The 21,573-nt window shown below is 68.0% G+C and carries 26 protein-coding genes; 16 read left to right on the top strand and 10 right to left on the bottom strand.

Translation table 11 applies throughout. From position 1 onward, the window contains the following. The first annotated feature begins 190 nt into the window (after positions 1-190). Positions 191-523 (top strand): winged helix-turn-helix transcriptional regulator, encoded by a 333-nt coding sequence (locus ACTOWY_RS25575; RefSeq protein WP_247757867.1) that lies wholly within the window; start codon positions 191-193, stop codon positions 521-523. Between the two features lie 4 nt (positions 524-527). On the opposite strand, the gene ACTOWY_RS25570 is transcribed toward ACTOWY_RS25575, so the two are convergent. After that, positions 528-1,133, bottom strand: a complete 606-nt coding sequence (locus ACTOWY_RS25570) for a hypothetical protein (protein WP_441312209.1) — start codon at positions 1,131-1,133, stop codon at positions 528-530. 217 nt (positions 1,134-1,350) lie between these two features. On the opposite strand from ACTOWY_RS25570, the gene ACTOWY_RS25565 reads away from it, so the two are divergent. After that, positions 1,351-1,713 (top strand): hypothetical protein, encoded by a 363-nt coding sequence (locus ACTOWY_RS25565; protein WP_441312208.1) that lies wholly within the window; start codon positions 1,351-1,353, stop codon positions 1,711-1,713. A 76-nt stretch (positions 1,714-1,789) separates the two neighbouring features. Here the strand turns inward: ACTOWY_RS25565 and ACTOWY_RS25560 are convergent, their stop codons facing one another. Continuing rightward, the gene (locus ACTOWY_RS25560; RefSeq protein ID WP_441312207.1) at positions 1,790-2,422 is read right to left on the bottom strand and encodes a prepilin peptidase; all 633 of its coding nucleotides are present in this window, start codon (positions 2,420-2,422) and stop codon (positions 1,790-1,792) included. A gap of 401 nt (positions 2,423-2,823) precedes the next feature. On the opposite strand from ACTOWY_RS25560, the gene ACTOWY_RS25555 reads away from it, so the two are divergent. From ACTOWY_RS25555 to ACTOWY_RS25490, 14 genes are all read left to right on the top strand, one after another. Continuing rightward, on the top strand, positions 2,824-3,258 hold the full coding sequence (locus ACTOWY_RS25555) for a hypothetical protein (protein WP_441312206.1): 435 nt from the start codon (positions 2,824-2,826) through the stop codon (positions 3,256-3,258). Continuing rightward, complete coding sequence (locus ACTOWY_RS25550; protein ID WP_441312205.1) at positions 3,252-4,115, top strand: hypothetical protein; 864 nt, start codon at positions 3,252-3,254, stop codon at positions 4,113-4,115. Before ACTOWY_RS25555 ends, ACTOWY_RS25550 begins: the two co-directional genes overlap by 7 nt. A 133-nt stretch (positions 4,116-4,248) precedes the next feature. Then, positions 4,249-4,956: an SAF domain-containing protein gene (locus tag ACTOWY_RS25545; protein WP_441312204.1), complete on the top strand. Its 708-nt coding sequence runs from the start codon at positions 4,249-4,251 to the stop codon at positions 4,954-4,956. After that, positions 4,956-5,792: a MinD/ParA family ATP-binding protein gene (locus tag ACTOWY_RS25540; protein WP_441312203.1), complete on the top strand. Its 837-nt coding sequence runs from the start codon at positions 4,956-4,958 to the stop codon at positions 5,790-5,792. The genes ACTOWY_RS25545 and ACTOWY_RS25540 overlap by 1 nt, the downstream gene beginning before the upstream one ends. After that, positions 5,789-7,240, top strand: a complete 1,452-nt coding sequence (locus tag ACTOWY_RS25535) for a CpaF family protein (protein WP_441312202.1) — start codon at positions 5,789-5,791, stop codon at positions 7,238-7,240. Before ACTOWY_RS25540 ends, ACTOWY_RS25535 begins: the two co-directional genes overlap by 4 nt. After that, positions 7,237-8,160: a type II secretion system F family protein gene (locus ACTOWY_RS25530; protein WP_441312201.1), complete on the top strand. Its 924-nt coding sequence runs from the start codon at positions 7,237-7,239 to the stop codon at positions 8,158-8,160. The genes ACTOWY_RS25535 and ACTOWY_RS25530 overlap by 4 nt, the downstream gene beginning before the upstream one ends. Beyond that, positions 8,157-9,050, top strand: coding sequence for a secretion system protein (locus ACTOWY_RS25525; RefSeq protein WP_441312200.1), 894 nt, complete (start codon positions 8,157-8,159; stop codon positions 9,048-9,050). Before ACTOWY_RS25530 ends, ACTOWY_RS25525 begins: the two co-directional genes overlap by 4 nt. A gap of 49 nt (positions 9,051-9,099) precedes the next feature. Continuing rightward, on the top strand, positions 9,100-9,285 hold the full coding sequence (locus tag ACTOWY_RS25520; protein WP_441312199.1) for a hypothetical protein: 186 nt from the start codon (positions 9,100-9,102) through the stop codon (positions 9,283-9,285). Between the two features lie 76 nt (positions 9,286-9,361). Next, positions 9,362-9,778: a TadE/TadG family type IV pilus assembly protein gene (locus ACTOWY_RS25515; RefSeq protein ID WP_441312198.1), complete on the top strand. Its 417-nt coding sequence runs from the start codon at positions 9,362-9,364 to the stop codon at positions 9,776-9,778. Then, positions 9,775-10,272, top strand: a complete 498-nt coding sequence (locus ACTOWY_RS25510) for a TadE/TadG family type IV pilus assembly protein (protein WP_441312197.1) — start codon at positions 9,775-9,777, stop codon at positions 10,270-10,272. Before ACTOWY_RS25515 ends, ACTOWY_RS25510 begins: the two co-directional genes overlap by 4 nt. 2 nt (positions 10,273-10,274) lie before the next feature. Beyond that, positions 10,275-10,715, top strand: a complete 441-nt coding sequence (locus tag ACTOWY_RS25505) for a pilus assembly protein TadG-related protein (protein WP_441312196.1) — start codon at positions 10,275-10,277, stop codon at positions 10,713-10,715. A gap of 57 nt (positions 10,716-10,772) precedes the next feature. Next, positions 10,773-11,240, top strand: a complete 468-nt coding sequence (locus ACTOWY_RS25500) for a hypothetical protein (RefSeq protein ID WP_441312195.1) — start codon at positions 10,773-10,775, stop codon at positions 11,238-11,240. Between the two features lie 68 nt (positions 11,241-11,308). Further along, complete coding sequence (locus ACTOWY_RS25495) at positions 11,309-14,224, top strand: BTAD domain-containing putative transcriptional regulator (protein WP_441312194.1); 2,916 nt, start codon at positions 11,309-11,311, stop codon at positions 14,222-14,224. A gap of 89 nt (positions 14,225-14,313) precedes the next feature. After that, complete coding sequence (locus ACTOWY_RS25490) at positions 14,314-14,832, top strand: NUDIX domain-containing protein (RefSeq protein ID WP_441312193.1); 519 nt, start codon at positions 14,314-14,316, stop codon at positions 14,830-14,832. Here the strand turns inward: ACTOWY_RS25490 and ACTOWY_RS25485 are convergent. The 8 genes from ACTOWY_RS25485 to ACTOWY_RS25450 form a co-directional block, all read right to left on the bottom strand. Next, a complete protein-coding gene (locus ACTOWY_RS25485) occupies positions 14,819-15,691 on the bottom strand; it encodes a class I SAM-dependent methyltransferase (RefSeq protein ID WP_441312192.1) in 873 nt (290 codons plus the stop codon). The two genes, ACTOWY_RS25490 and ACTOWY_RS25485, sit on opposite strands and share 14 nt — an antisense overlap. Positions 15,692-15,768: 77 nt before the next feature. Next, a complete protein-coding gene (locus ACTOWY_RS25480) occupies positions 15,769-16,689 on the bottom strand; it encodes a DUF2797 domain-containing protein (RefSeq protein ID WP_441312191.1) in 921 nt (306 codons plus the stop codon). A gap of 30 nt (positions 16,690-16,719) precedes the next feature. Then, positions 16,720-17,415 carry a dTMP kinase gene (locus tag ACTOWY_RS25475; protein ID WP_441312190.1) on the bottom strand — a complete coding sequence of 232 codons (696 nt, stop codon included), beginning with the start codon at positions 17,413-17,415 and terminating at the stop codon, positions 16,720-16,722. A gap of 20 nt (positions 17,416-17,435) precedes the next feature. Next, the gene (locus ACTOWY_RS25470) at positions 17,436-18,494 is read right to left on the bottom strand and encodes a hypothetical protein (RefSeq protein ID WP_441312189.1); all 1,059 of its coding nucleotides are present in this window, start codon (positions 18,492-18,494) and stop codon (positions 17,436-17,438) included. Continuing rightward, complete coding sequence (locus tag ACTOWY_RS25465) at positions 18,494-19,312, bottom strand: hypothetical protein (RefSeq protein ID WP_441312188.1); 819 nt, start codon at positions 19,310-19,312, stop codon at positions 18,494-18,496. The genes ACTOWY_RS25470 and ACTOWY_RS25465 overlap by 1 nt, the downstream gene beginning before the upstream one ends. Continuing rightward, positions 19,309-20,010, bottom strand: a complete 702-nt coding sequence (folE, locus tag ACTOWY_RS25460; protein ID WP_441312187.1) for a GTP cyclohydrolase I — start codon at positions 20,008-20,010, stop codon at positions 19,309-19,311. The genes ACTOWY_RS25465 and folE overlap by 4 nt, the downstream gene beginning before the upstream one ends. A 139-nt stretch (positions 20,011-20,149) precedes the next feature. Continuing rightward, on the bottom strand, positions 20,150-20,854 hold the full coding sequence (locus ACTOWY_RS25455) for a 7-carboxy-7-deazaguanine synthase QueE (protein ID WP_441312186.1): 705 nt from the start codon (positions 20,852-20,854) through the stop codon (positions 20,150-20,152). After that, positions 20,851-21,540: a 6-pyruvoyl trahydropterin synthase family protein gene (locus ACTOWY_RS25450; protein ID WP_441312185.1), complete on the bottom strand. Its 690-nt coding sequence runs from the start codon at positions 21,538-21,540 to the stop codon at positions 20,851-20,853. Before ACTOWY_RS25450 ends, ACTOWY_RS25455 begins: the two co-directional genes overlap by 4 nt. Positions 21,541-21,573 lie beyond the last annotated feature (33 nt).

Genomic DNA, 21,573 nt, shown 5'->3' with positions numbered 1-21,573 from the left:
AACTTCGCCGCGACGAGCCGGCCGAGAACTGATTTTCGGGAAGTGTTTGGAGACGCGGTGCGACTTTCCCAATCGACGGAGCCTTTATCCGCGGCCCAGCGGTGAGGAGATTGTCGAGCGATTGACCGGAACACAGGGATACGGCAGGCAGTCGGCGGGGAGTTGCCGCGGCCGGACAAGGGGAGCAGTCATGACCAACGACATCGACTGGACAGCGGTCCAACGGGTCACCCACGTCATTCGCGGAGACTGGGCTCTCGCAATAGTTCGAGCATTGCGGGAGCGGCCATTGCTGTTCTCCGAACTGAAGATGGTCATCGAACGCGAGCAGCTCATGCCAGGATATGTGCTGCACGACAGCACACTTGCCCGGAACCTGCACAATCTCGTTCAACAGGAAGTGCTCAGCCGCCGAGAACTGCCTGGAGGGTTTCAGCCCGGCGCGGAATATCGACTGACTCCGTTCGGGGAGGATGTCGTCCGGGTGTTGCGCGAGGCCAGTCGCTGCCGGCAGCCCAATTGATGGCTCAGCACGACCGGGCCTCACGTATCGAGATCGCCGTGACCTTCCACCTGTCATCGTTGTTGCGGACAGTGACATCGACAATCCGACGATCAGGCGAAGAATCCGCAACTCCTCCACGTGCCTTATATTTTCGCCACCGTGAGACATCGACACAGTCGACAATGTCTATCTCGACAGGAAACTCGGGAACCCGCACAGCCTTCACTCGCGGCGCGGTGACCGGCAAACCCAGCGTGATCAGCCCAGCAATGGAGTCCGCGTAGAGAAGTCCGCGGATATCGGTAAGGGCCGGAGCTGAGGTATACAACGCGAGCCCGTTCGAATAATGGTTTGACGTGGCCGCGGCAACGGTAAACTCGTGCCACATGCCCCGGTAGGCGTCAATCGCCAGCCGCGTGGCGTTGCTGCCGGCCCCGGGCACGTCCGCGACTGCTGAACCCGATGATGCAGGCGACACGGCGCTGGTCGAGGTTGCGGACGGCAACGGCGTGGCCTGGTGCAGCTCGTGTGTCCCGCAGCCTGTGAGCATCGCAGCCGAGCACAGCAGAATTGGCGTGTACATACAAGATCGCATCGACATCGAGTTCTCCCAAAGCAGGTTCTTCATCAGGTCTACTCGCTGTTCCCTTGCTCGCGGAACCGCAAGTGCGACTCGCACTGCCGCAAGTTCAGAAACCTTCACACTTCTGGTTGCACTCAGAGAAGAGAAGTGCCCATGCTTGCACCAATGCGAGTCCATGCTCGCGTTGACGCAAGTCGGGAAGCGTCCGGTAGGCAGAGTGCGCACGAGTTGAGCACGTTCATCGAACTGACCGGGAGTGACTATGCACGCAGGTGCGAAAAATGTCGCCGCAATTGCGATAGCAGGCTTTATTGGCGGGACAGCTGGAGACCCCGCCACCCTCAGCGAGAGCGACTCCAGCCGACCGGGCGTCACCTGCGAGTACCGGGTACTCAACACTGCAGGGGTGCACCGTACACCGTCGGAGATTTACTCCAAACCCAGCTTCAAGATACTGCGTCGAGACGACATCGTGTGGGCCGAGCAAAATTCCTACCCGCATCCAACCGAACAGCACATCTTCGTTCGTGAACTCGTGGGTGGTGGCTGGGTGATCGCGGACTTCCTCAAGCGCACCACGAAGCACTGCGATCTGCCCCAGGCACCCTCGCCGCACGAGCAGTAGCTCGTGCAACGGGCCGACCACCCTCCCTCCCCCCAGGTGGGTGGTCGGCCCGCCCGATGGTGGGTGAAGTAGCTGATCAGAGCGTGGGCGGCCAAGTGTGGCCGAGGAGCAACACCAACAGGCTGGCACCGATCAGAAACGGACCGAGAGGGACTTCGCCGACCCGGCCACGCCGTCGAAGCCGCGCGGCCACCCGCGCCACAGCCAGCGTGATCGCGGCGGTCAGGTAGCAGAGCAGGAGCGCCGAGCCAGCCGCTGACCAGCCCAGCCAACCGACAACCAGCCCGCACAATCCGGACGCCTTGACGTCGCCGGCCCCGAGTTGACCAGGGGCGCCGAGGTAGATCACCAGATGCACGACCAGCGCGACCGCGGTGACGAGCACGGCTCGGACGAGCGCCCGATGATCCTTCTCCGCGGCTGCGGCCAGCGTGAACAGCGCCAGCAGGGCCGGGTAGCTCGGCAGTGTCAGGCGGTTCGGCAGGCGCCTCTCGACCAGGTCGGTCGCTGCCAGCACAACCCCGACCACCGCGAACCAGCCGAACGCGAGCAGTACGGGGCGCCCACCGAATCGCCCGGCCAGGGCCAGCCACGCCAGGGCGGCGCATATCCCGACCATTGCCCTGACCTGCACCGGTAACCGCCAGGCGAGCGCTACACCTGCCGCACCGCCCAACGCGGTCCAGCCCGCGACCAGCGCACTGTCCACAGCTCCTCCGAGAGGCAAGCGCCATCGACCGGTGCCAGACCTCGTTTCTGTGCCGCAACGCTCGAATTCCGCCGCAACGCCAGAGCGCAGGACCGCGCCCGAAAACCACGCTACTCGCACAATCGATCTGGATCATTACCTTGGGCGCAATGATTAGCCCAATAGTGTGAACAAGGTGTCGCGGGTCCACACTCGCGTTTGCGCGAGCCTGGACCCGGCCCTGTACAACCAGTTTGAAATGAATCTCGAAGTTCGCCCCGGAGGTTGTCGTGCATATCCACCACTGTCATCTCGCCAGGAGGTACGCGATACCCCTGCTCGTTGTCGTGATGGGCATCGCCACAACCGGGTGCGAACAGCAGACGGTCGCGCGCCCCTCGACCAGCGGTCCGGCGGCGAACGTGGCCACTAGCACAGAGCCACCGACGCGGTCGGTCCAGGACCAGGTACTGGCGGCCTACGACGGCATGTGGGCCGCGATGAGCACGGCCGCGGAACGCTCCGACCCCACCGCGCCGGAGCTGTCCCAGCACGCCGCGGATTTCGCCCTGAACAAGATCATCCGAAGCTTACGCATCGACAGCGACAACGGCGTGGTGACCAAGGGCCAGGTCAAGACCGCCCCCACAGTCACCGAGTTGACCCCGCCGCAGGATCCCCGGGAGGCCCGGGTCGCCGACTGCGGGGACGACGGGGAGACCGCGAAGTACACGCGTGCCGGTGTGCGGGTGCCGGATTCCAGCGGAGGGCGTCGCAAGATCCAGGCCCGGCTCAAAGTCGTTGCCGGCCGGTGGGTGGTCACCGACTTCGCGATGCTGGAGGTGGGGTCATGCTGACCGCGATGTTCGTCTCCGCGACGGTGGCTTGCGTGGCGGCCCTGCTGCCTGCCACCGCACAGGCAGGCCCGCCCCGAGGCGGAGTGTGGTCGCACATCGGCTGCGGCCAGGGTGGTAGCCCCGAGTGCGAGGTGCTCGCCGGGCAGAACTCGGTCGCGGGTGCCGGATCACGCCCCGGCCCTGCGGCCCCGGCGGGCAACGCGAAACCGGTCTGCGTTTACACGCCGGTGGACGATCCGGCGACCCTGAACTCCTTGGCCTTCCGCCCTAACGAGCCGCCTGGTCCGCACTTGGCTCCCGGGTCGCGCTACTACCTCAAGCAGTGCGAGGGCGAGGCCCCAGGCTGGGTCGTACTGTCCCCGGGAGCGGTTCCTCCCCCACCGTCGCCGCGTGAACTCGCCGTGCAGGCGAGGTCGCGGCTGCGCCCGCCGAGCCCGGTCATCTCGTTCAGCCCAAGCACGGCCCAACTGGTCAACCTGCCGACCTGGCTGTGGATCGACCCGGTGCGCTGGCGACCGGTTTCGGCGACCGCGGGGGTTCCGGCGTTGTCGGTGACCGCGATCGCCACGCCAGTCACGCTCTCCTTCGCCATGGGCGACGGTGCCACCGTCCACTGTGGCGGACCGGGCACCCCGTTCTCCGGCAAGGACAATCCGGCTGCCGCTTCACCGGATTGTGGCCACACCTACCGCGTGGTCACCGGTAACAGCGCCCGCGGCGAGTTCCCGGTGACCGCGACCATCCGATGGCGGATCACCTGGGCTGGCGGCGGGGAAAGCGGCGGCCTTCCTGATCTGACCACCACCACGACCGTGACCGTGCGGATTGAGGAGGCCCACTCCCTGTCCGTCCGTTGACTGAGCCGACCCGCGCTCACCGGATCACGCAGCAAGAAGCAGGCAGTCACAACGAAAAACCTTGTCACGAAAGGCTCGTCGAAGAACACATGTCGACGCGTCGCGATGGCTTTTTGCCTGGAGGAGGTTGGTGATGGCTACTTCGGTTTCGACCATGCAGGGCGTGCCGACGCCGGACGCGTTGGCGAGTACGTGGGGTGGCCGTGACGGCACCGGCAAAGCGTCGTCTCGCATGAGCGGCGCGAACCGGCGCCGGAGCATCCCCCACCTCCTGCTGGGTGTGCTGCTGGTGGTGGCGTGTTCGGTCGGCGGAGTGCTGGCCGGGATGCGGTTGGGCGACCGCGAGAGCGTGCTTGCCCTGGCCCGTCCGGTCGCGGTGGGACAGGTCCTGGCGGCGCAGGATCTCAAGCAGGTGAACCTGGCGGCGGACTCCGGAATGGATGCCATCCCGGCATCCGCCGCGTCCACGGTGGCGGGACAGCCAGTCGCGTTCAGCCTGCCAGCCGGGTCGTTGCTGACGCGTTCGGCGTTAGGTTCGCCGCAGATTCCCTTCCAGGGCAAAGTGATTGCCGCGTTGGGTCTAAAGTCCGGACAGTTTCCGCCCGACTTGACACCCGGAACGACGGTGCTGGTTCTCACGACATCACCGCAGGGCGCCACGACCGGAACACAGAACGCACAGACCTCGGGCTGGACCGCCGTGGTGACCGGGATCGCCTCCCGCGAGACCGAGCAGACCACGGTCGTGTCCCTGCAACTGTCCGAATTGGACGCTCGGTCGTTGGCCTCGGCACCGGCCGGGCAGCTCAGCCTGGTGGCGACATCGGGAGGTGCTCGCTGATGCTTCTCGCGATCTGTTCGCTCAAGGGGTCCCCCGGAGCCACCACGTTGGCCGCCGCTCTGGGCGCCCGATGGCCCGCCGGGCAGAATCCGATCCTGGTCGAGGCCGACCCGGCAGGGGGCGATCTGATGGCCCGGTTCCGCCTGGCCGACGCGCCGAGCCTGGTCACCCTCGCCGTCGCAGCCCGCCGCAGCACCGAACTGGGGCTGCTCGCCCGGCACACGCAGCGGCTTCCCGGAGGTCTGCGAGCGGTGATCGGACCGGTCGGCGCCGAGCAGTCCCGCTCAGCGTTGTCTGTGCTGGCCTTCGGCGGGCTCTCGACACTGCGGCGTGCCGCCGACCAGCCGGACACCACCGTCATCGCTGACTGCGGCCGGGTCGACCCGGACTCGCCCGCGTTGCCGATCATCCGCGATTCCGACGCCATGTTGCTGGTAGCCCGTCCACACGATGACGAACTCGCACACGTCGCCCTCAAACTACGCGAGGTCCAGCGCTGGTCCCGGAGGCCCTGTTTCGTGCTGATCGGCGACGGCTACCCGACTCGCGCGGTGTCCCAGGCGCTGAGGATCCCGGTGCTGGGGCGCGTGCCTCGCGACGACAAGGGCGCCGCCGTGCTGTGTGGACACAGCAACAGCCGACACAGCCCAGTGAAGTCCAGGCTCGGCGAGGCCGCGGCCCGAATCGCGATATTGGCCTTGGCGCACCGGCATGCCGGCAACCGCGACGGCACCGGGCCACCGTCGGCGCGGCGGAAGACGGTTCCCGGCACCCCAGTCTCCGGTGCGACGCTGCAGCCCCTTTGTTCCCGGACACGAAACGGCGCGGACACATGAGCACACACGCCTTCGACGCCCCACAGAGGTCGCACACGTCGAACGGGGCCGATCCGAACTCGGCCCGGCCGCACCTGCCCGGCCCGGCAGAGCTGCCGCACCGGCCCAACAGGGAAACCGAGGCGATGGAACGATTGCGGCGGCGGCTGCGCCAGGACCTCTCGGAGCGGCTGAGCGAACGCATCCACGCCGACGAGAGTGCGGGACGCGCCCCAATGGGCGCTCAGCAGCGACGCCAACTCGCCCAGTTGATCCTGGAGAGTTCCGTCGAGGCCCACGCCCAAGCGGAGCTGACGAACTCAGCGGGCGGCGGGATGCTGGTGGCGCCAGAGGTCGAGCAGCGCGTGATCCAGGCGGTGCTCGACGAGGTGTTCGGCCTTGCTGGTCTGGAACCTCTGCTGGCCGACCCGGAGATCGAGAACATCAACATCAACGGCTGCGACCGCGTTTTCGTCCGCTACGCCGATGGCCGCCGGGCTCGCCGGGCACCGGTGGCCAGCTCGGACACCGCACTGGTCGAGCTTATCCGCGACCTGGCCACCCGCAGCGGAGTGGAGGAGCGGCGCTTCGATCGCGGGTCGCCCTTGGTTCACTTCCAGCTTCCCACGGGAGAGCGCGTTTCGGCGGTCATGGCCGTGACCCCGCGTCCGTCAGTGTCCATCCGGCGGCACCGCTTCCAGAAAATCACCCTGGCACGGTTGCGGGAGACGGGCACGATCGACCTGGCGTTGGAGTCGTTCCTGGCCGCGTTGGTCCGGGCGAGGCTGAACGTGTTGGCCACCGGCGGTACCGCGGTCGGCAAGACCACACTGTTGCGCGCCTTGGCCTCGGCGATCCCGAGGTGGGAACGTTTGGTCACCATCGAGGATGTCTTCGAACTCGGTTTGGGCGAGGACACCGAGGCACATCCGGATGTGGTCGCGATGCAGGCCCGCGTACCGAACCTGGAAGGGGTCGGCGAGGTCTCGCTGTCGTATCTGGTGTGGCAGTCGCTGCGCATGTCGCCGGATCGGGTCATCGTCGGCGAGGTGCGAGGCCCTGAAGTGATCCCGATGTGCAACGCGATGTCGATGGGTAACGACGGCTCCATGGGCACCCTGCACTCCTCCAGCAGCCGAGGGGCGTTCACCAAGTTGGCCGCCTATGCGGTGCAGGGACCGGAGCGGCTGCCGGTAGAGGCGACCAATCTCCTGGTGGCCAGCGCCCTGAACTTCGTGGTGCACCTGGACAAACCGCGCGATGATCCGGGCAAGCGGGTGGTCTCCTCGATTCGCGAGGTCGTCGACGCCGACGACCGCCAGATCATCAGCAATGAGGTGTGGCGGCCGGGTCCGGACCTGCGTGCCGTGCCGGGCGCTCCGTTGCGGACTGAGACCCTCGACCTGCTCGTCGCCGCCGGTTACGACCCTGAGCTGGCCGCTCGCCGCGATGGGTGGTGGCGGCTGTGACCCCAACCGTGGCGTTGTTCGGGCTACTCGGCGCCGGCCTGGCCGTTGGCATCCTGTTCATCCGGACGGGCCTGCGCCGCGGCCGACCCGCCCGCGACGGTGGGGCATCGCCGTGGTGGCGCACGTGGTGGGTCGCGCACCAAGACCGCAAACTGGTGGGCTGGCTGGTGGCAGTGGTGATCGCCGGCCTGGCTGTCGGCTCGGTGACCGGCTGGGTGGTTGGCGCCGTCCTCGCCGCGCTCGCGGTCGCCAGCCTGCCAAGGATCCTAGGCTCCAACACCGACCACAAACAGGACCTCGCACGCATCGAAGCGATCGCGTCCTGGACTGAGATGCTGCGCGACACCCTGGTCGCCGCCGCCGGTCTGGAACAGGCCATCCTCGCCACCGCCCCGGCCTGCCCGGCAGCGATCCGCGAGGAGATCACCGAGCTGGCCCTCCGCCTGGAACGCGGTGAACGCCTCGCCCCGTCGTTGCGCCACCTCGCCGACCAACTCCACGATCCGACCGCCGATCTGGTGATCGCCGCGCTCGTGCTGGCCGCCGAACACCAGGCCCGCCAGTTGGCGGACTTGCTCGGCGAACTGGCGGGAGAAGCCCGCGAGCAGGCATCCATGCGGATGCGAGTCGAAGCCGGTCGGGCCCGCACCCGGACCAGCGCGCGGGTCATCGTGATCACCACGCTGAGCTTCGCCGTCGGCCTGGTGCTGTTCAACCGCGGCTACCTCGCCCCCTACGACTCGGCGCTCGGCCAGGTCATGCTCGCGCTCGCCGGCGTCCTCTTCGCTGCCGCGTTCGCTTGGCTGACAAGGATTGCCCGGCCACGTGGTCCTGAGCGGTTCCTGACTGAACTGTCCACGATCCGCACCCATGACGCTGACGTCGGCGGGCTGCTCGCGGGGAAGGGGGTGCGGTCATGATCTCCGCGTTGCTGTGGGGCGCTGGACTTGGGGTTGGGCTGTGGGCACTGGTGGTCTACCTGTTCCCACCGCGGCCACCCCTGCGCACCCTGGTCGCGAGTCTCCACGCGACGTCCACGCCGCCACCGATCCTCACCGCGGACTCCGTCGGCTGGGCACTGTGGGTCGGCAAGCCGTTCATCAAGCCACTGGCTGCTCTTGGGCTGCCGAACCGCAAGCTGCGCAATGACCTCGCGGTCACCCGAAGGAGTGTCGAGCGCCACTTGGCGGAGAAGGCAGTCTTGGCGTTGACCGGGTTGTTGCTGCCACTGTTGACACAACTGACGCTCATCCTCGCCGAGGTCAGTCCGGGCTGGACAATCCCGGCGGTCGCGAGTCTCCTCCTCGCCCTGGGTGGATTCCTCCTGCCGGATATCACGGTCCGGCAGGAAGCCGAGCGACGGCGCGCGACGTTCCGGCTTGCCCTGTCGGCCTACCTCAACCTGATCCGGGTCCTGCTGGCCGGCGGCGCCGGGGTCGACGGCGCCCTGTCCGACGCGGTCGTCGTCGGTCGCGGCTGGGCATTCCAGCAACTGCGCCAAGCTCTGCTCACTGCCCGCATCACCCGCGTCACCCCCTGGGCCGCCTTGGGACGGCTCGGAGCCGAACTCGATGTGCACCAGCTGTCCGAACTCGCGGCCTCGGTCAGCCTTGCCAGCGCTGAAGGCGCCCGGGTGCGGGCCAGTCTCGCCGCGAAGGCCGCCGCGTTGCGCACCCGCGAACTCACCAACGCCGAAGCCGAAGCTCTGTCAGCTACCGAACGCATGAGCCTTCCCGTGGTGATGCTGTTCGGCGGATTCCTTGTATTCATTGGATTTCCCGCACTCATGAGCGTGCTGGGAGGGTTGTGAGTTCCACCAGAACAGTCCACACCGGACTACGAACCGCAGGGAGAAGTCGATGTTCACCGAAGTTCACATCCTCAGCGCCCGCATCCGGGCCGAGCTGGAGCGGCTGCGCCGCGACGAGGCGGGTTACTCGACCGAGGCGGTCGTGGTCACCGCTTTGCTCGCGGCCCTGGCCATCGCGGTCATCGCGATCATCGCGATCAAGGTCACTCAGAAGGCCAAAGGAATCAACCTGTAGGCCGGTGACCACGATGCCTCGACGCCCTAGCCAACCAGTCACGCCGAACACGCGCGATCGTCCACACCGGACACGTGTGCGGACCGCGCTGCGCCGACTGCGGACGGATCAACGTGGCGCCGGAACAGTCGAACTCGTCATCGCCACGCCACTGCTGTTGCTGCTGATCCTGCTGATCGCGCAGTTCGCGCTCTACCTGCACGCCACCCACATCGCCCAGGCCGCCGCAGCAGAAGCCCTGTCCGCGGCACGGGTATCCGGTGGCAGCGCAGCCGCGGGCAGTTCAGCGGGGCGACGTGTCCTCGCGCGGCTGGGAAGCGGCCCGCTGCGCGCGACCTCGGTCGATGTCCAGCGGAGCAGCGCCCAAGCCTCGGTGACGATCACTGGGTCCGTGATCAACCTCATCCCGTTCGTTGCCTTCACGGTTCATGCCGAAGCCGTTGGACCCGTTGAGAAACTCACCTCACCGACCAGCACCGGAGCGGGGCCATGACCGCCGCCTGCCAACCCCACCCCCGGGCGGTATCGGCGCGAACCCGGTTTCGTGCGCTGCGTCGCGAGGAACGGGGTTCGGCCGCGGCCGAACTCACTCTGCTCACTCCACTGCTGGTCCTGCTGTTGTTGTTCGTTGTCCTGTGTGGACGCGTGGCGAGCACCAAACTGCGGATCAACGACGTTGCCCACCAAGCCGCTCGCGCCGCCACCTTGGCTCGCATCCCGTCGCAAGCCACCGCCGACGCCCAGTCCACCGCCAGCGCGGCCTTGGCATCGGCCGGGATCACCTGCCAATCGCTGTCGGTCTCCACCGAAACCCAGGGACTCAAGCCCGGTTCCACGGTGACCGTGACCGTCTCGTGCAGTGTCGGACTCGGCGACCTGACCATGCTCGGTGTTCCCGGCTCGCGCACCTTCCAGTCGAGTTTCTCCTCACCGGTCGACGTGTGGCGCGGCACGTCCTCGCGGGCCCAAGCAGGAGGTGCGGAATGACGATGACAGTATCGACGCGCCACCGAGCGCGATGGCTGCGCCACGACGAGGACGGCCGGGTGACCGCGTTCGTCATCGTCATCGTCACTGCGGTCCTGCTGTTCGCCGGCCTCACTCTTGACGGCGGCCTTGCCCTGGCAGCCAAGGTCCGCGCGTTGGGCGAAGCACAGGAAGCCGCACGGGCCGGTGCCCAGGAGATCGACCTGGCCGCCTACCGCGCCAACGGCACCCTGCGACTGGCACCGCGACAGGCGAGCGCTGCCGCTCGTGCCTACCTCGCCGCCGCGGGCCACAGCGGCACCGTGTCCATCGCAGGCAACACGGTCAACGTGACCGTCCTCGTCAGCCAAGCCACGCAGCTACTCCGACTGGTCGGCATCGACTCGATCACCGTCACCGGCACCGGCCAAGCCCAGCCACTACGCGGAATATCCGGACCGTAATCCCTTGACCCCGCGCCACCGCTCGAACCAGGCGCGGCAGCGGAGAAGGAGAGCACGATGGGGACGATTGAGGAGATCGAACGGCGCATCGAGGAAGCCGACGCCGCTCGTAGCGCGAGGAGAACCGCCGCGGCGAAACGGGTCGGCGAGCTGGCCCACCAGCGCGCCGCCGTCGCCGAGCGACTGGCCGACATCGAGCGGGACCTCGGCGAGGTGCTCGCTGAGTCCAGTGACATCATCGAGATCGACGAACTGGCCCGGTTCACCGAGGTACCGGTCGCGGATCTCACACGATGGCTGGACTGCCGCAAGACGGGCCGCGTCAAACGCAAGCGGTCCAACGCTGGCGCACCCGCCACGAAGAAGGACCAGAGCCGAGGCCCCTCCGTAGCAGAGACCTCGGCGGCAAGTCAGGCATCCACAATGCCTGTGCCCGCTGAACCTCACGCAGACACCGTGAACACGCCGGTGCGAATGGCGGCGGCGCGATCCGACTCGGTCGTCCTGCCAGGGCTGCGGCAGTGAGTCCGGCCGTCTCCGGTCAGCGGGCATCCGACGGCGCGCGGGAGACAAGGGGTCACCACGCCGGGTGGATGTTGGTCGCCGCGCTCCGGTTCGCCGGCCGGATGCTGCGTGGACTACTCGCCGCCGTCGTGCTGTTGGCTCTGGTGACCGGCCTCCCCTGGGCCCTGGTGCACTTCGTGGGTTGGCCGCTGCCTGACCGCATCCCGACCTGGGACGAAGCCGAGGCCACCCTGCTCAACCCGATGAGCGCGCGGTTCCTGCTCAACACCCTGGCATGCCTGTGCTGGATCGTGTGGTTCCTCTTCACCATCGACATCACCCGCTGCGCCGTCGACGCGGCCCGCGGCATCACCTGGCCGGAAGTCCGGCCGACCGGCCCCCTGCGCGGGCTCGCCGCCGCGCTGGTCGGGACCATCGCGCTCACATTGCTCGGCAACCGAACCTCGGCCGCACCACCGGCCACCGCAGCCGTGCTCACCGGCGATCTGACACCGGTCGCGGTCACGGCCCCGCTTCATCCCCGCCCGCCCCAGCCTTCGGCCACCATCCACCAGCGGGACACGATGACCCTCGACTGGTCCGCGCCCGCGCCACCCGGGACGGTGAAGGCCACCGAGGAGGTCCGCCTCCCGCACATCCAGGGCGCGACCGTGGTCTACGACAGCCTCTGGCGGATCGCCGATCGGATGTTCGGCAACGGGAACCGCTGGCCCGAACTCTACAAACTGAACCACGGGGTGCTCCAACCCGATGAGCGAGTCCTGACCAAGCCCCACCTCGTCCGCCCTGGTTGGAAGATCACCGGCTACATCCCCTCGCCCGCACCGCCCGTCGCGCGGCCACCCGACGGGCGGCAGCCAGCGGCCCCGCCTACCGAGCCGCCGAAGACCACGCCCCCACCGGCCAGCACACAGCCCGTACCGAGCACCACACAGGTACCGGTCGGCGACGCCGACACCGCCGATCACACGGACGAGCAGGACATCGCCCGGCAGCCCGGCCTGGACCTGCTGACCGGCGCCTTCGTCAGCATCCTGCTGGCCGGAGTGACCAGCGCCGCCGCGGTGTCCGTACGGATGTGGCGCCGCCGCCGCTACCGCATCGGCAGCGGCGACCGCTCCGACCTGTACCGTCCGATCGCGCCCGTGGTCCGTGCCCTGCGCACCGCCCACGATCACCGTGGCCCAACCGGCCTGGACGAGGTCGAGGTCATCGAGGCGGCGCTACCGCCGCCGGTACGAATCTCTATCACCGGGACGGGCGCTGCTGAACTGGACGACGAGCCCGCTGCCGTGCCAGCACGGGTCGGCGTGCGCGCCGGATGCGAACTCGCGCTCAACCTCGCGAGCACCCGTGGGCTCGGCCTGCTCGGGCCGGGAGGGCCCGCCGCTGCCCGTGCACTCCTGCTGCACCTGCTGGCCCAGCACATCCAGGACGGCGAGCACGTCCGAATCCTGCTGCCCGCCCCCGACCTGCTCACCATCTTCGACAGCGCCGACGCCGCACATCTGCCATCCACGGTCAGCGTGGTCGATTCCCTCGACACCGCCCTGGGCGAGATGGAGACCGAACTCCTCACCCGGACCCGAACCGTGATCGACGGGACCACCCTGCCGCGCCAGCCTGGCACGCTCGTCCTGCTCGGCAGCCCGGCCGCACATGCCGAGCGCCGGCTACAAGCCGTCCTCGACAATGGCTCCTCCCTGGGCATGGCGGGCGTCCTCCTCGGCCAATGGCCTCCCGGCGCGAGCGTCCGCGTCCGTACGGACGGCACCGTCAGCGCGGCCAGCACCGGCCTCGACGCCAGCCTGGCCGGAACTCGTCTATTCACCCTGCCCGCCACCGACGCCACCGAGCTGCTCACGGTACTTCGCGAAGCCGAAGGACCCGCCGACCCCACGGGGAAACCGGTTGACCGTCACGGTGAGCCATCGCCGACCGCCAGTGCCGCGTCCACCCGAGTCGACGTCAACGAGCCTCACCTCCCTGGCCAGGACGACACGTGCGAGGAACACACGCGGCTCGAACTGACCGAACCGCGCTACACCACCGGGCTCACCGATGCGAACCCGACACCGCGGCTGAGGGCACTCCGCGCACAACCCGCGCCGGTCGGGGCACCGCCCGACTCAGTAGTCCCACCTGGTGCGGTCGACACCGACCGGAACGGCGCTCACCGCGGGACGCCCCAGGATGACGAGCTGGTGTCCGAGCCCGCGGTGACGCCACCTCTGGCTCTGCGCGTGCTCGGATGCGTCCACCTGGTCCTGCTTGAAAACGGAGTTGGCCGGGACCTCACCGCGGCACTGACCCGCAAGCAACGCGAGGTGCTCGTCTACCTCGCCCTGCACCCCGATGGTGCGCGCCGGGATGCGGTCAGCGACGCCGTCTGGCCCGACAGCCCGATTTCTCGCCCCTTCAACAGCTTCCACAACGCACTGTCGATGTTGCGGCGAGCCCTGCAGCGGGCAACCCGCGGCGGCATCAGCGAGATCATCGTCCATGACGACGGCCGGTACCGGCTCGACCCGAGCATCGTGACGACCGACTGCGGACGATTCCGGACGGCGCTCAGCGCCCGCGGCAGCCTCAAGGACAGCGACCGCATCGACGCACTCCACCAGGCTGTCGCCCTCTACCACGGTCATCTGGCCGAGGACGTCTCCTCATGCTGGATCGAGCCCTACCGCGAAGCCGCCCGCCGCGATGTGCTCGACGCCCTCGGCATCCTCATTCGCGCCCACGCCGAGACCAAGCCGGACACTATGCTTGCCCTGTTGGAGAAGCTGCGCACCCTCGATCCGTACAACGAAAGTGTCTATCGCGACATCATCCGCACTCAGGCTCGGCTGGGCCGGCACGAAGCGATCGGGCGCACGCTGACGCTGCTGGTCACCACCCTTGACGAACTCGGCCAACAACCGGGCCAGGACACGGTCAACCTGGCCGAGTTCCTGCGACGGCGCGGCACCGCCGCCAGCTGACCATCCGTGCTCTCGACAGGCGGGACGCCGTACACGACCTCGCCCGGCACAGATCAGGTTCGGTCGCCTGTCGGCATAGGGTGAGCCTGGTGATTGACCAGATGACCGTGGAAGCGGCGGTCGCCGACGCTCGCCTTGCCGTCTTGGAGTTCGACGACGCTCGGGCATGGCTGGAACGTGCCCGGCAGAAGCCGCTGGAGCCGCTCGCGGCCGAGGTCTGGGTCACCGAACCGTCATACCGCCACATCCTGCTCGTGCGGCACCGCGTGCGCGGATGGGTACCGCCTGGAGGCACGGTCGAGCCGGGCGAGACGCCGCGGGCAGCCGCGGCCCGTGAACTCGCGGAGGAGACCGGCGTTCCAGGTGAACTGCTGCCCGTCCCGGCCGCCGTCACCGTCCGCTCCTACCGCGCCGACTGGTCGCCGACGCTGGGCCTGTCCTACGTCGCCATCATCAGTCGCGAGGTGCCGCTCGGTGGGGAAAGCGGCCAGCCTCCGAAGTGGTTCAACCTGGACGAGGACTGGAGCAGTGCCTTCCCCGAGGATCGCCACCGCATCAGCGCGTACGTGCGCCGACTGGCGACGGAGTACCCGTTCAGTGCCCGCTGACGTCTGCCGCCAGGGCGCTCAGGGTTTTTTCCCGGGGGCGCAGGGCGACCACCACGAGCCAGCTGGTCACGGTCGGCGCGGCGGGCGTGGTCAGGGCGTATGCCTTGGCCAGGATGCTCATCCGCTGGGCGTGGGTGAACTTCCCCTCGGGGCGGGCGAAGACCGGAATCGACAGCCATGCCTTCTTCTCGGCCATGGTGCCGTGCTGGGCGATGATCTCGGTGTCGAGCACGGTCATACCCGCCGCGGACAGCTGCTCGGTGACCGCCTCCAGCGACAGCTTGGGAGGCGCTTCGGCAGCCGGTGGCGGGGCGTAACCGTAGTCGCGGGCCGCGACCTGACGGATCAGGGTGTTCAGCGACGGTCCGGTACGCGCGCGCTTCTCATCCGGGTGGCGGACACCGGCGAAACCGCCGCCGATGTTGAACACGAACCGGCCACCCGGACGAAGAATGTGGTGGGCTGCGGCGAAGACCGCGCGCACGTCGGTCTTCCAGATCGCGGAGTTGCACACCATGGCATCGGCCAGGCCGGGGACGTGGTCGCCGAGTTCTTCGGCTGGTGCCGTGACCCAGCTCAGACGCGGATCGGTCAGGCTACGGCGGCCGACGCGCTGCATCGCGGCGGCGTTGTCCAGGGAGATGACCCGGGCCTGGGACGGGACCAGTTCGAGGATCGCCTCCGCGGTCGCGCCGGCTCCGCCGCACAGGTCGACCACCAGGCGGCTGTCGGCGAGGTCGGCGCGACGGGCAAGGTCTCGGCTGGCGGCTCCGTACATGGGAAAGCTACGGGTGAACGCGGCGTACGCCTCAGCGGTGGTGTCCTCGTCCCAGCCGACGACAGCGTCCAGGGGTGCCATCGCGGGTACCTCGCTTCACGGAGCAGGGGCCGACCTGTCAGCGGCTGGCCGCTGACGAGCCAGGCGGGGTAGTCAGATCAGAAGAGAGAGCCCTGTACTGCGGTGGCGGGCGAGGTGAAAGGACCGAACACGATGCGGCGCCCTTTGAGGGCACCGAGGTCGAGCACGTAGTCCACATCGTCGCCACCACCCAGAACAACCAGCACCTGAGTGCCGACGCACGAGACGACGGTGAAGCCGTGCTCGCCTTCGCGCAGGTCGTGCGGATACAGCACCCGTACGCCGTCTGCGACGCGCATGCGGTCGCCTTCGGCAGGTGGGGCCCACTTTTCCAGCATTGTCGAGGTGTTCATGGCGGCGAGCGCATCAGCGACGCGAGCGACGTGATGGTCGTGGGTCGCGCCGGCGGCGGACAGGTCGGTCAGGGTGGCCAGTGCCTTGAGCTTGGCCGCGGCCCGGACGGTCTGGGACATCCGCAGCTCGCGGGTGACGGCGTCTTCGAGGTGACGCACGGCGCGGCCGTCAGGGCTCTTGCAGAAGTAGGTGGCGAACAACGCACCCTGCTCGTCGAGCCGGGATCGCTTGCGCGGTTCGGCCGCGGTGCCGACCTTGGTGGCACCGTCGGCGAAGGTGGCCAGGTACAGCCAGTGCGGTTGGTCCATGTACCGGCGCAGAGCTTCGGAGGCATGGCCGTCCTGGTGGTACTGGTGGGCGAATCGGAACTCGTCCTGGCGGAAGCACCGGGGGCACTGGTCGCTTTGCCCAGCCGGGGCGCGGTCTGGGCAGGCGATCGCTTCGACGCGCACGGTGTCGGCGAACTGGTACCGGCCGGTGCACCACCGTTCCGGGCCGGTCGCGAACCCGAGTTGCCAGTTCATGACCTCGGCGTAGACCAGTGGTCCGCCGGGCAGCGGGGCGAGCAGCAGCCGAGGGGCCCCGGTTGCCCAGGTGATGCCGTGGCACACGTACTCGCCGTCGGTCGGCCGGGTCGCTGGCATGGTGCGGTCCTCATGGTGGGTTCGGGATGGTCAGATGGCGAGTTGGAGGCGGTCGGCAAGGGCATCGGCTGCGGTCTTGAAGACCGCGTCGCGATCCATGTCGGTGACGTCCAACGACAGCCAACCGCTGTGCTGCTCCTGCTCGTGCAGCTTCGCGAGAACGATGTTCTGGTAGCGGATGAAGTCCTCGTCGCCACCGCCGGAGTGCCCGGTTTCCAGAGAGGTGAACTCGCCCTTGCGGGCGAGCGCGTCGCGAGCGTTGATACGCAGGAAGAACACCAGGTCGGGTTCGGTGAGGTGGGAGAAGACCTGCTCGGCAAGGCCGGTGGAGACGTCCGGGTTGACGGCGTAGCGGGCGAGGATCTTGTGGTGGGCGTTGTCGAGGATCACATGGGTTCCGGCGGCGAGCGCGGGCTCGATCACGAGTGTGTCCTGGAGGGTGTACCAGGCGGCCAGCGCCAGCAGCCAGTAGTGGTCGCCGCACGCCTGGGCGATACGGGGGTCGCGGCGGTAGACGAGCGCGTTGAGGCGGTCGATGTAGTCGGACAGCCCCGGGTCCATGGGGACGTCGGTGCGATGCTTGCCAATGAGGATCGCCTCGTGGCCGGCGTCGTTGAGGGCTTGGTGCAGGCGGGTGGCGAGGGTGGACTTGCCCGCGCCGTCGATGCCGACGACCGTGATCTCCCGTCCGCGCGCGGGGCTGTCGGGCCGTACCGCGTTCGTCATGTGGTGTTCCTCCAGGGGTTTCAGATCGGCCGGGCGGCCAGGCGGTCGGCGATGATCTCGCGGATCCGGCTCACCAGGACAGTCCGCCGCAGAATGACGTCGCGGTGACGCTCGTTGGACAAATCCGCGGGGTACTGGCGGGCGAGATTGTTGGAAATGACATGCAGGTAGCCGAACCCGATTCCCGCGCGGAACGCGGCTGCCCCCATGGGGCCGATCTCCGGATCGACGAAGGCGTGACCGACGTGCTCGCTCAACCAGTCCCGGTTCTCCAGCAGGATCGAGGGCGAGGTGACGTGGACACCGGTGGTCACGCCCGGTTGGGCGGTAGCGAAGTCACCGAAGAAGTCGGGCCACGTGACGAGCGTGCCACCGACAAGGCTCGTGTTTCCGGTCGCGAGCCGCGTGTTGGGCTCGATCTCGGGGTTCAGCGCACCGACTTTGCCGACGTAGACGACGTCGCGGGCGCCGAGTTCGGCCAGACGCGTGAGGACCCGCCCAGCGACGTCGCCCCAGATGCTGTGCAGGAAACCGAGGTAGACCACCCGGCGGCCGTGGACATGGGTGCGCTGCCAGGCGTAACTCGGTCCGTAGGTCCACGTGCCGCCCTTCGGGGCGAGGTGCGCCAACCCCCATCCAACGATGACGAGGTCGCCGTCGAGGTTGAGGTTGAGGTCCAGTTGTCCCACTGCCGCATGGGATACCGCGGGGTCGGGCAGTTGGTGGCTGACGGTGTCGGCCGCCCTTCCAGTCATAGCCAGGTACGTGGCGATGATCAGCGCGTAGTGGTGGACGTAGTCGACACCGGGGAACGCCTTGACGACCAGGTCTCGGCCGTGGATCTGGGCGGTGGGGCGCTCGAAGTTGAACACCTTGCCGTTCTTCTCGTGCGCCGAGATCACGGCCTGGCGGTCGTAGTCGCCGATGACGCGAACGCTGTTCCAGTCGTGGTCCTGGATGAGGTGGTGCACCTTGATCCGCAGGTAGCGCAGCAGACGGTCCGGGGCCATCGTGTGCCCGTGCACCGCGATGGGCGCCGTACGCAGCGCCGTGCCCTGGGCAGCCGTCAGGAGGTCCATCAGGCGGCCTCCGGAATACGCACGCTGCTGCCCGCCGCCTCGCGGACGACCGCGATGTTCCGTCGGATCAAGTCGAATCGTTCTTCGGGGATGGGGCCCAGGTTCTCGATCCGTGGTGTCGGGGGCTTCTCGTAGGGGCCGTCGGACAGCATTGCGATCCCCATCGCACCGAGGATGACCGGGGCGGCGCCGTCGACGGAGGCGATCCATTCGTGCTCGCGCTGTTCGAGGAGTTCCAGGTGCCCGGTGCGGCCGAGGCCGAGCAGCCGGTAGACGATCCGCTTTTCGACCATGCCGTGGTCTGCCAAGTACCGGGTGGCCGTCCAGCGGGTGCGGCACAGTTGGTCTTCGGGCGCGGGGCGCCGGGAGGCGGGCAGCGCGATCGCTCCGACGTAGTCGCTGGAGACGAAGTGGTCATAGCAGCGCAGCCACTCCTGATCGTCCGCCGCGTGCAGTACGACACACAGGCGGAACTCGTCGCTGAGATCGCGGATCTCCCAGGCGGCCTCGTCGCATGCCTTGATGGTGGCGGGACCGTCACGCATGACGTCAGGCAGGATGATCTCGCGAGCCTCGACCGCGCGCGCCGCCGCGACCAGCTGTGTGGCTGGCAGGGCGTAACCGAGGTCGAAGACGCCGTTGTCGACGATGATGTCCGCTCCCCGCTGGGCTTCGCGGCGGAAGAACGTGCGGTAAGCGGAGTCGGTCAGGACCCGCTGGGCGGCCACGTGGTGGACGCGGGCAGGCGCCTGGGCGACGAAGTCGTCCAGATAGTCAGACGGTGCGATCACGGAGACATCGATGCCCTTGGCCTTCAAGCGTTCCTCCACCGATCGGTCGCGAGGGAGAGGAACTGTTGGGAGAGCACTGGGTTGCTTCCGAATCGGCCGTTGGCCTGCAGTGTGGTGGTGCGGGCGGCTTCCATCCGCACCCCGCGCAGGCTCATGCACAGGTGCGTGCCGCGGACGGCGACCGTGATGTCCTCGCTGCCGATCACCGCGGCGATCTCGTCCGCGACCTGCTGGGTGAAGCGCTCCTGCACCTGAAGGCGCCCCGCGTGCCGCTGCGCGATCCGGCCGAACTTCGACAGCCCCACCACCTCACCGTCGGGCAGGTAGCCGACGGCGACGTCGAAGTTCATGGGCAGCAGGTGGTGCTCGCACAGCGACCAGACACTCATGCCACCGACCACGACCAATTGGCCGCTCAGACTGCTCTCGACGAAGCACGTCGGCGCGGCCGACGAGTCGGGAGCGAGAAAGGCGCTCCACCATGCGGCGACCCGGGTCGGTGTGTCCACCAGCCCCTCCCGTCCGGGATCCTCGCCGAGTGCGGCCAGAAGTTGGCCGACAAGATCGGTGACGTGCTCGATGTCGACTGGTCCCGGCGCGGCGGTGCCAGGTTTCGGCAGCAGGGCAGGGCTTTCGGCGGGTGACGGACTGTAGAGGGTGTTGGTCATGGACTTCGCCTCGCTTCCTGGCCAGAGAAACAGGTGATTGATCACGTAAGCGGCCACCAGCCGCGACGACGTCCGCGAGCATTCTGGTGGTCTCGATCAGGCCCTCAACAGTCGTTCGCGGCGTGTGCGGGTGCGGCGGTATCTGGTGCCGACGCGGAAGAGCTGTGCGCTCTCGTGCTCCATGCTGGTAACGGAATCACCGGGCACCGGTCAGGATGTGCAGGCGAGTGGAGACGTTCCACCCGCGCTTGGTTGCCGGGCCGTGGAGCACGTCCAGGCCGGCCAGGACTTTCTCGCGGGTGGTGCCTTCCGGCATCACCCACACCGGGTCCAGCTGGTACTCCTCGACGAGCTGGCCAATCTCGTCGAGGTCGCGCTCGGGGTCGGTAACCACGAACTTGAAGGCCGCACGGCCCGTCCTGGCCAGCGCCGTGAGCGCCATCGGTCTGATCCGAACGGAATAGGGCATGCCGGAGTTCGCGAGTTTCGGGCTCACCACCCACAGATCGACCAGGGGCGCCAGCTCCGGGGTGGGCGTCATCGTCCCGTTGGTCTCGACCTGCACCCGCGCGGTCGCCACGCCGCGGGCGATGGCGGCCATGGCAGGTTGCTGCAGCATCGGCTCCCCGCCGGTGAGCACCACCAGGTCCACCGCGCGCTCGCGCACCCAGGACACCAGCTCGGTGACGGGGACCCGCTCACTGACCTCGGCCGGGTTGTACTTGCTCCAGTCCCAGCTCTCCGGGGTGTCGCAGAAGCCGCAGGTGAGGTTGCAGCGGGAGAACCGGACGAACGCGCAGCGCTGCCCCGTCCACGGCCCTTCGCCCTGGAACGACTCGAACTTCTCCGCGAGAATCGCTGACCCCGCTACGAGTTCCGGGGGAACAGCCGGGACGTTCACGCTGCCACATCCCGTTCCCACAGCCCGGTGCTGCTCCCCGACTCGACGCGGACGGACACCAGCCGACCGCGGATGCCCGGCTCGACGTTGTCGATGAACCAACCAGCCAGGTAAACAACCAGAGCGGGGCCGGCATCGCGCAGTTCCGCCTCGGCAGCGGGCACACCCAGGTGCGTCACGAACTGGCTCAGATCACCGAAATCGGTGACAAACCCGAACTCGTCGAGTCCATCCGCGCCAAGGACCAGCGTGACGTCGCCGTGGCTGGTCAAAAACCTCTTCGAGATCGTGATCTCGCCGGTGATGCCGTCACAGCGTGCCGAGGTGGTCGCGGTCTCCGAGACCGTCATCGCGACCAGCGTGATCGGCATGACCGATTCGATGTTGTCCGCGAACCACTCGGCGAGGTGACCGGCAAGCAGTTCGCTGGTCGGATGGAAATCGACCTGGTCGTTGAGCAAGCGGTGATCGAAGGTCTCGTCCAGGTAGTCCCCAAGGGACGACAGGTCGCCGCAGCCGTCACCGTGCACCAGCGCCGAGGCGGTGACGGAGTAGCTGTGTCCGTGATTACGCCTGCACTTGTGTGTCGACGGCAACTTCCGCAACTCGTGGCTGGCGCTGAAGCCGAACGAACGCGTGATGCTCAACCGCCCGTCCGCGACTGACTTCTGGTCAACGGTCGTCATGCAGCCCTCCTTCCTCGATCCGCCCCGAACGGC

The sequence above is a fragment of the Crossiella sp. CA198 genome, from assembly GCF_052078295.1.
GTDB lineage: Bacteria > Actinomycetota > Actinomycetes > Mycobacteriales > Pseudonocardiaceae > Crossiella.
Note: the sequence above shows the minus strand (reverse complement) of the source record. Positions and strands in the feature narration are given on the sequence as shown.

Bases quoted from the DNA above. Each gene is read 5' to 3' on its own strand.
- ACTOWY_RS25575 (WP_247757867.1), top strand. From the start codon at position 191: ATGACCAACGACATCGACTGGACAGCGGTCCAACGGGTCACCCACGTC.
- ACTOWY_RS25570 (WP_441312209.1), bottom strand. From the start codon at position 1,133: ATGAAGAACCTGCTTTGGGAGAACTCGATGTCGATGCGATCTTGTATG.
- ACTOWY_RS25565 (WP_441312208.1), top strand. From the start codon at position 1,351: ATGCACGCAGGTGCGAAAAATGTCGCCGCAATTGCGATAGCAGGCTTT.
- ACTOWY_RS25550 (WP_441312205.1), top strand. From the start codon at position 3,252: ATGCTGACCGCGATGTTCGTCTCCGCGACGGTGGCTTGCGTGGCGGCC.
- ACTOWY_RS25545 (WP_441312204.1), top strand. From the start codon at position 4,249: ATGGCTACTTCGGTTTCGACCATGCAGGGCGTGCCGACGCCGGACGCG.
- ACTOWY_RS25540 (WP_441312203.1), top strand. From the start codon at position 4,956: ATGCTTCTCGCGATCTGTTCGCTCAAGGGGTCCCCCGGAGCCACCACG.
- ACTOWY_RS25535 (WP_441312202.1), top strand. From the start codon at position 5,789: ATGAGCACACACGCCTTCGACGCCCCACAGAGGTCGCACACGTCGAAC.
- ACTOWY_RS25525 (WP_441312200.1), top strand. From the start codon at position 8,157: ATGATCTCCGCGTTGCTGTGGGGCGCTGGACTTGGGGTTGGGCTGTGG.
- ACTOWY_RS25520 (WP_441312199.1), top strand. From the start codon at position 9,100: ATGTTCACCGAAGTTCACATCCTCAGCGCCCGCATCCGGGCCGAGCTG.
- ACTOWY_RS25510 (WP_441312197.1), top strand. From the start codon at position 9,775: ATGACCGCCGCCTGCCAACCCCACCCCCGGGCGGTATCGGCGCGAACC.
- ACTOWY_RS25505 (WP_441312196.1), top strand. From the start codon at position 10,275: ATGACAGTATCGACGCGCCACCGAGCGCGATGGCTGCGCCACGACGAG.
- ACTOWY_RS25500 (WP_441312195.1), top strand. From the start codon at position 10,773: ATGGGGACGATTGAGGAGATCGAACGGCGCATCGAGGAAGCCGACGCC.
- ACTOWY_RS25495 (WP_441312194.1), top strand. From the start codon at position 11,309: ATGTTGGTCGCCGCGCTCCGGTTCGCCGGCCGGATGCTGCGTGGACTA.
- ACTOWY_RS25485 (WP_441312192.1), bottom strand. From the start codon at position 15,691: ATGGCACCCCTGGACGCTGTCGTCGGCTGGGACGAGGACACCACCGCT.
- ACTOWY_RS25480 (WP_441312191.1), bottom strand. From the start codon at position 16,689: ATGCCAGCGACCCGGCCGACCGACGGCGAGTACGTGTGCCACGGCATC.
- ACTOWY_RS25475 (WP_441312190.1), bottom strand. From the start codon at position 17,415: ATGACGAACGCGGTACGGCCCGACAGCCCCGCGCGCGGACGGGAGATC.
- ACTOWY_RS25470 (WP_441312189.1), bottom strand. From the start codon at position 18,494: ATGGACCTCCTGACGGCTGCCCAGGGCACGGCGCTGCGTACGGCGCCC.
- ACTOWY_RS25450 (WP_441312185.1), bottom strand. From the start codon at position 21,540: ATGACGACCGTTGACCAGAAGTCAGTCGCGGACGGGCGGTTGAGCATC.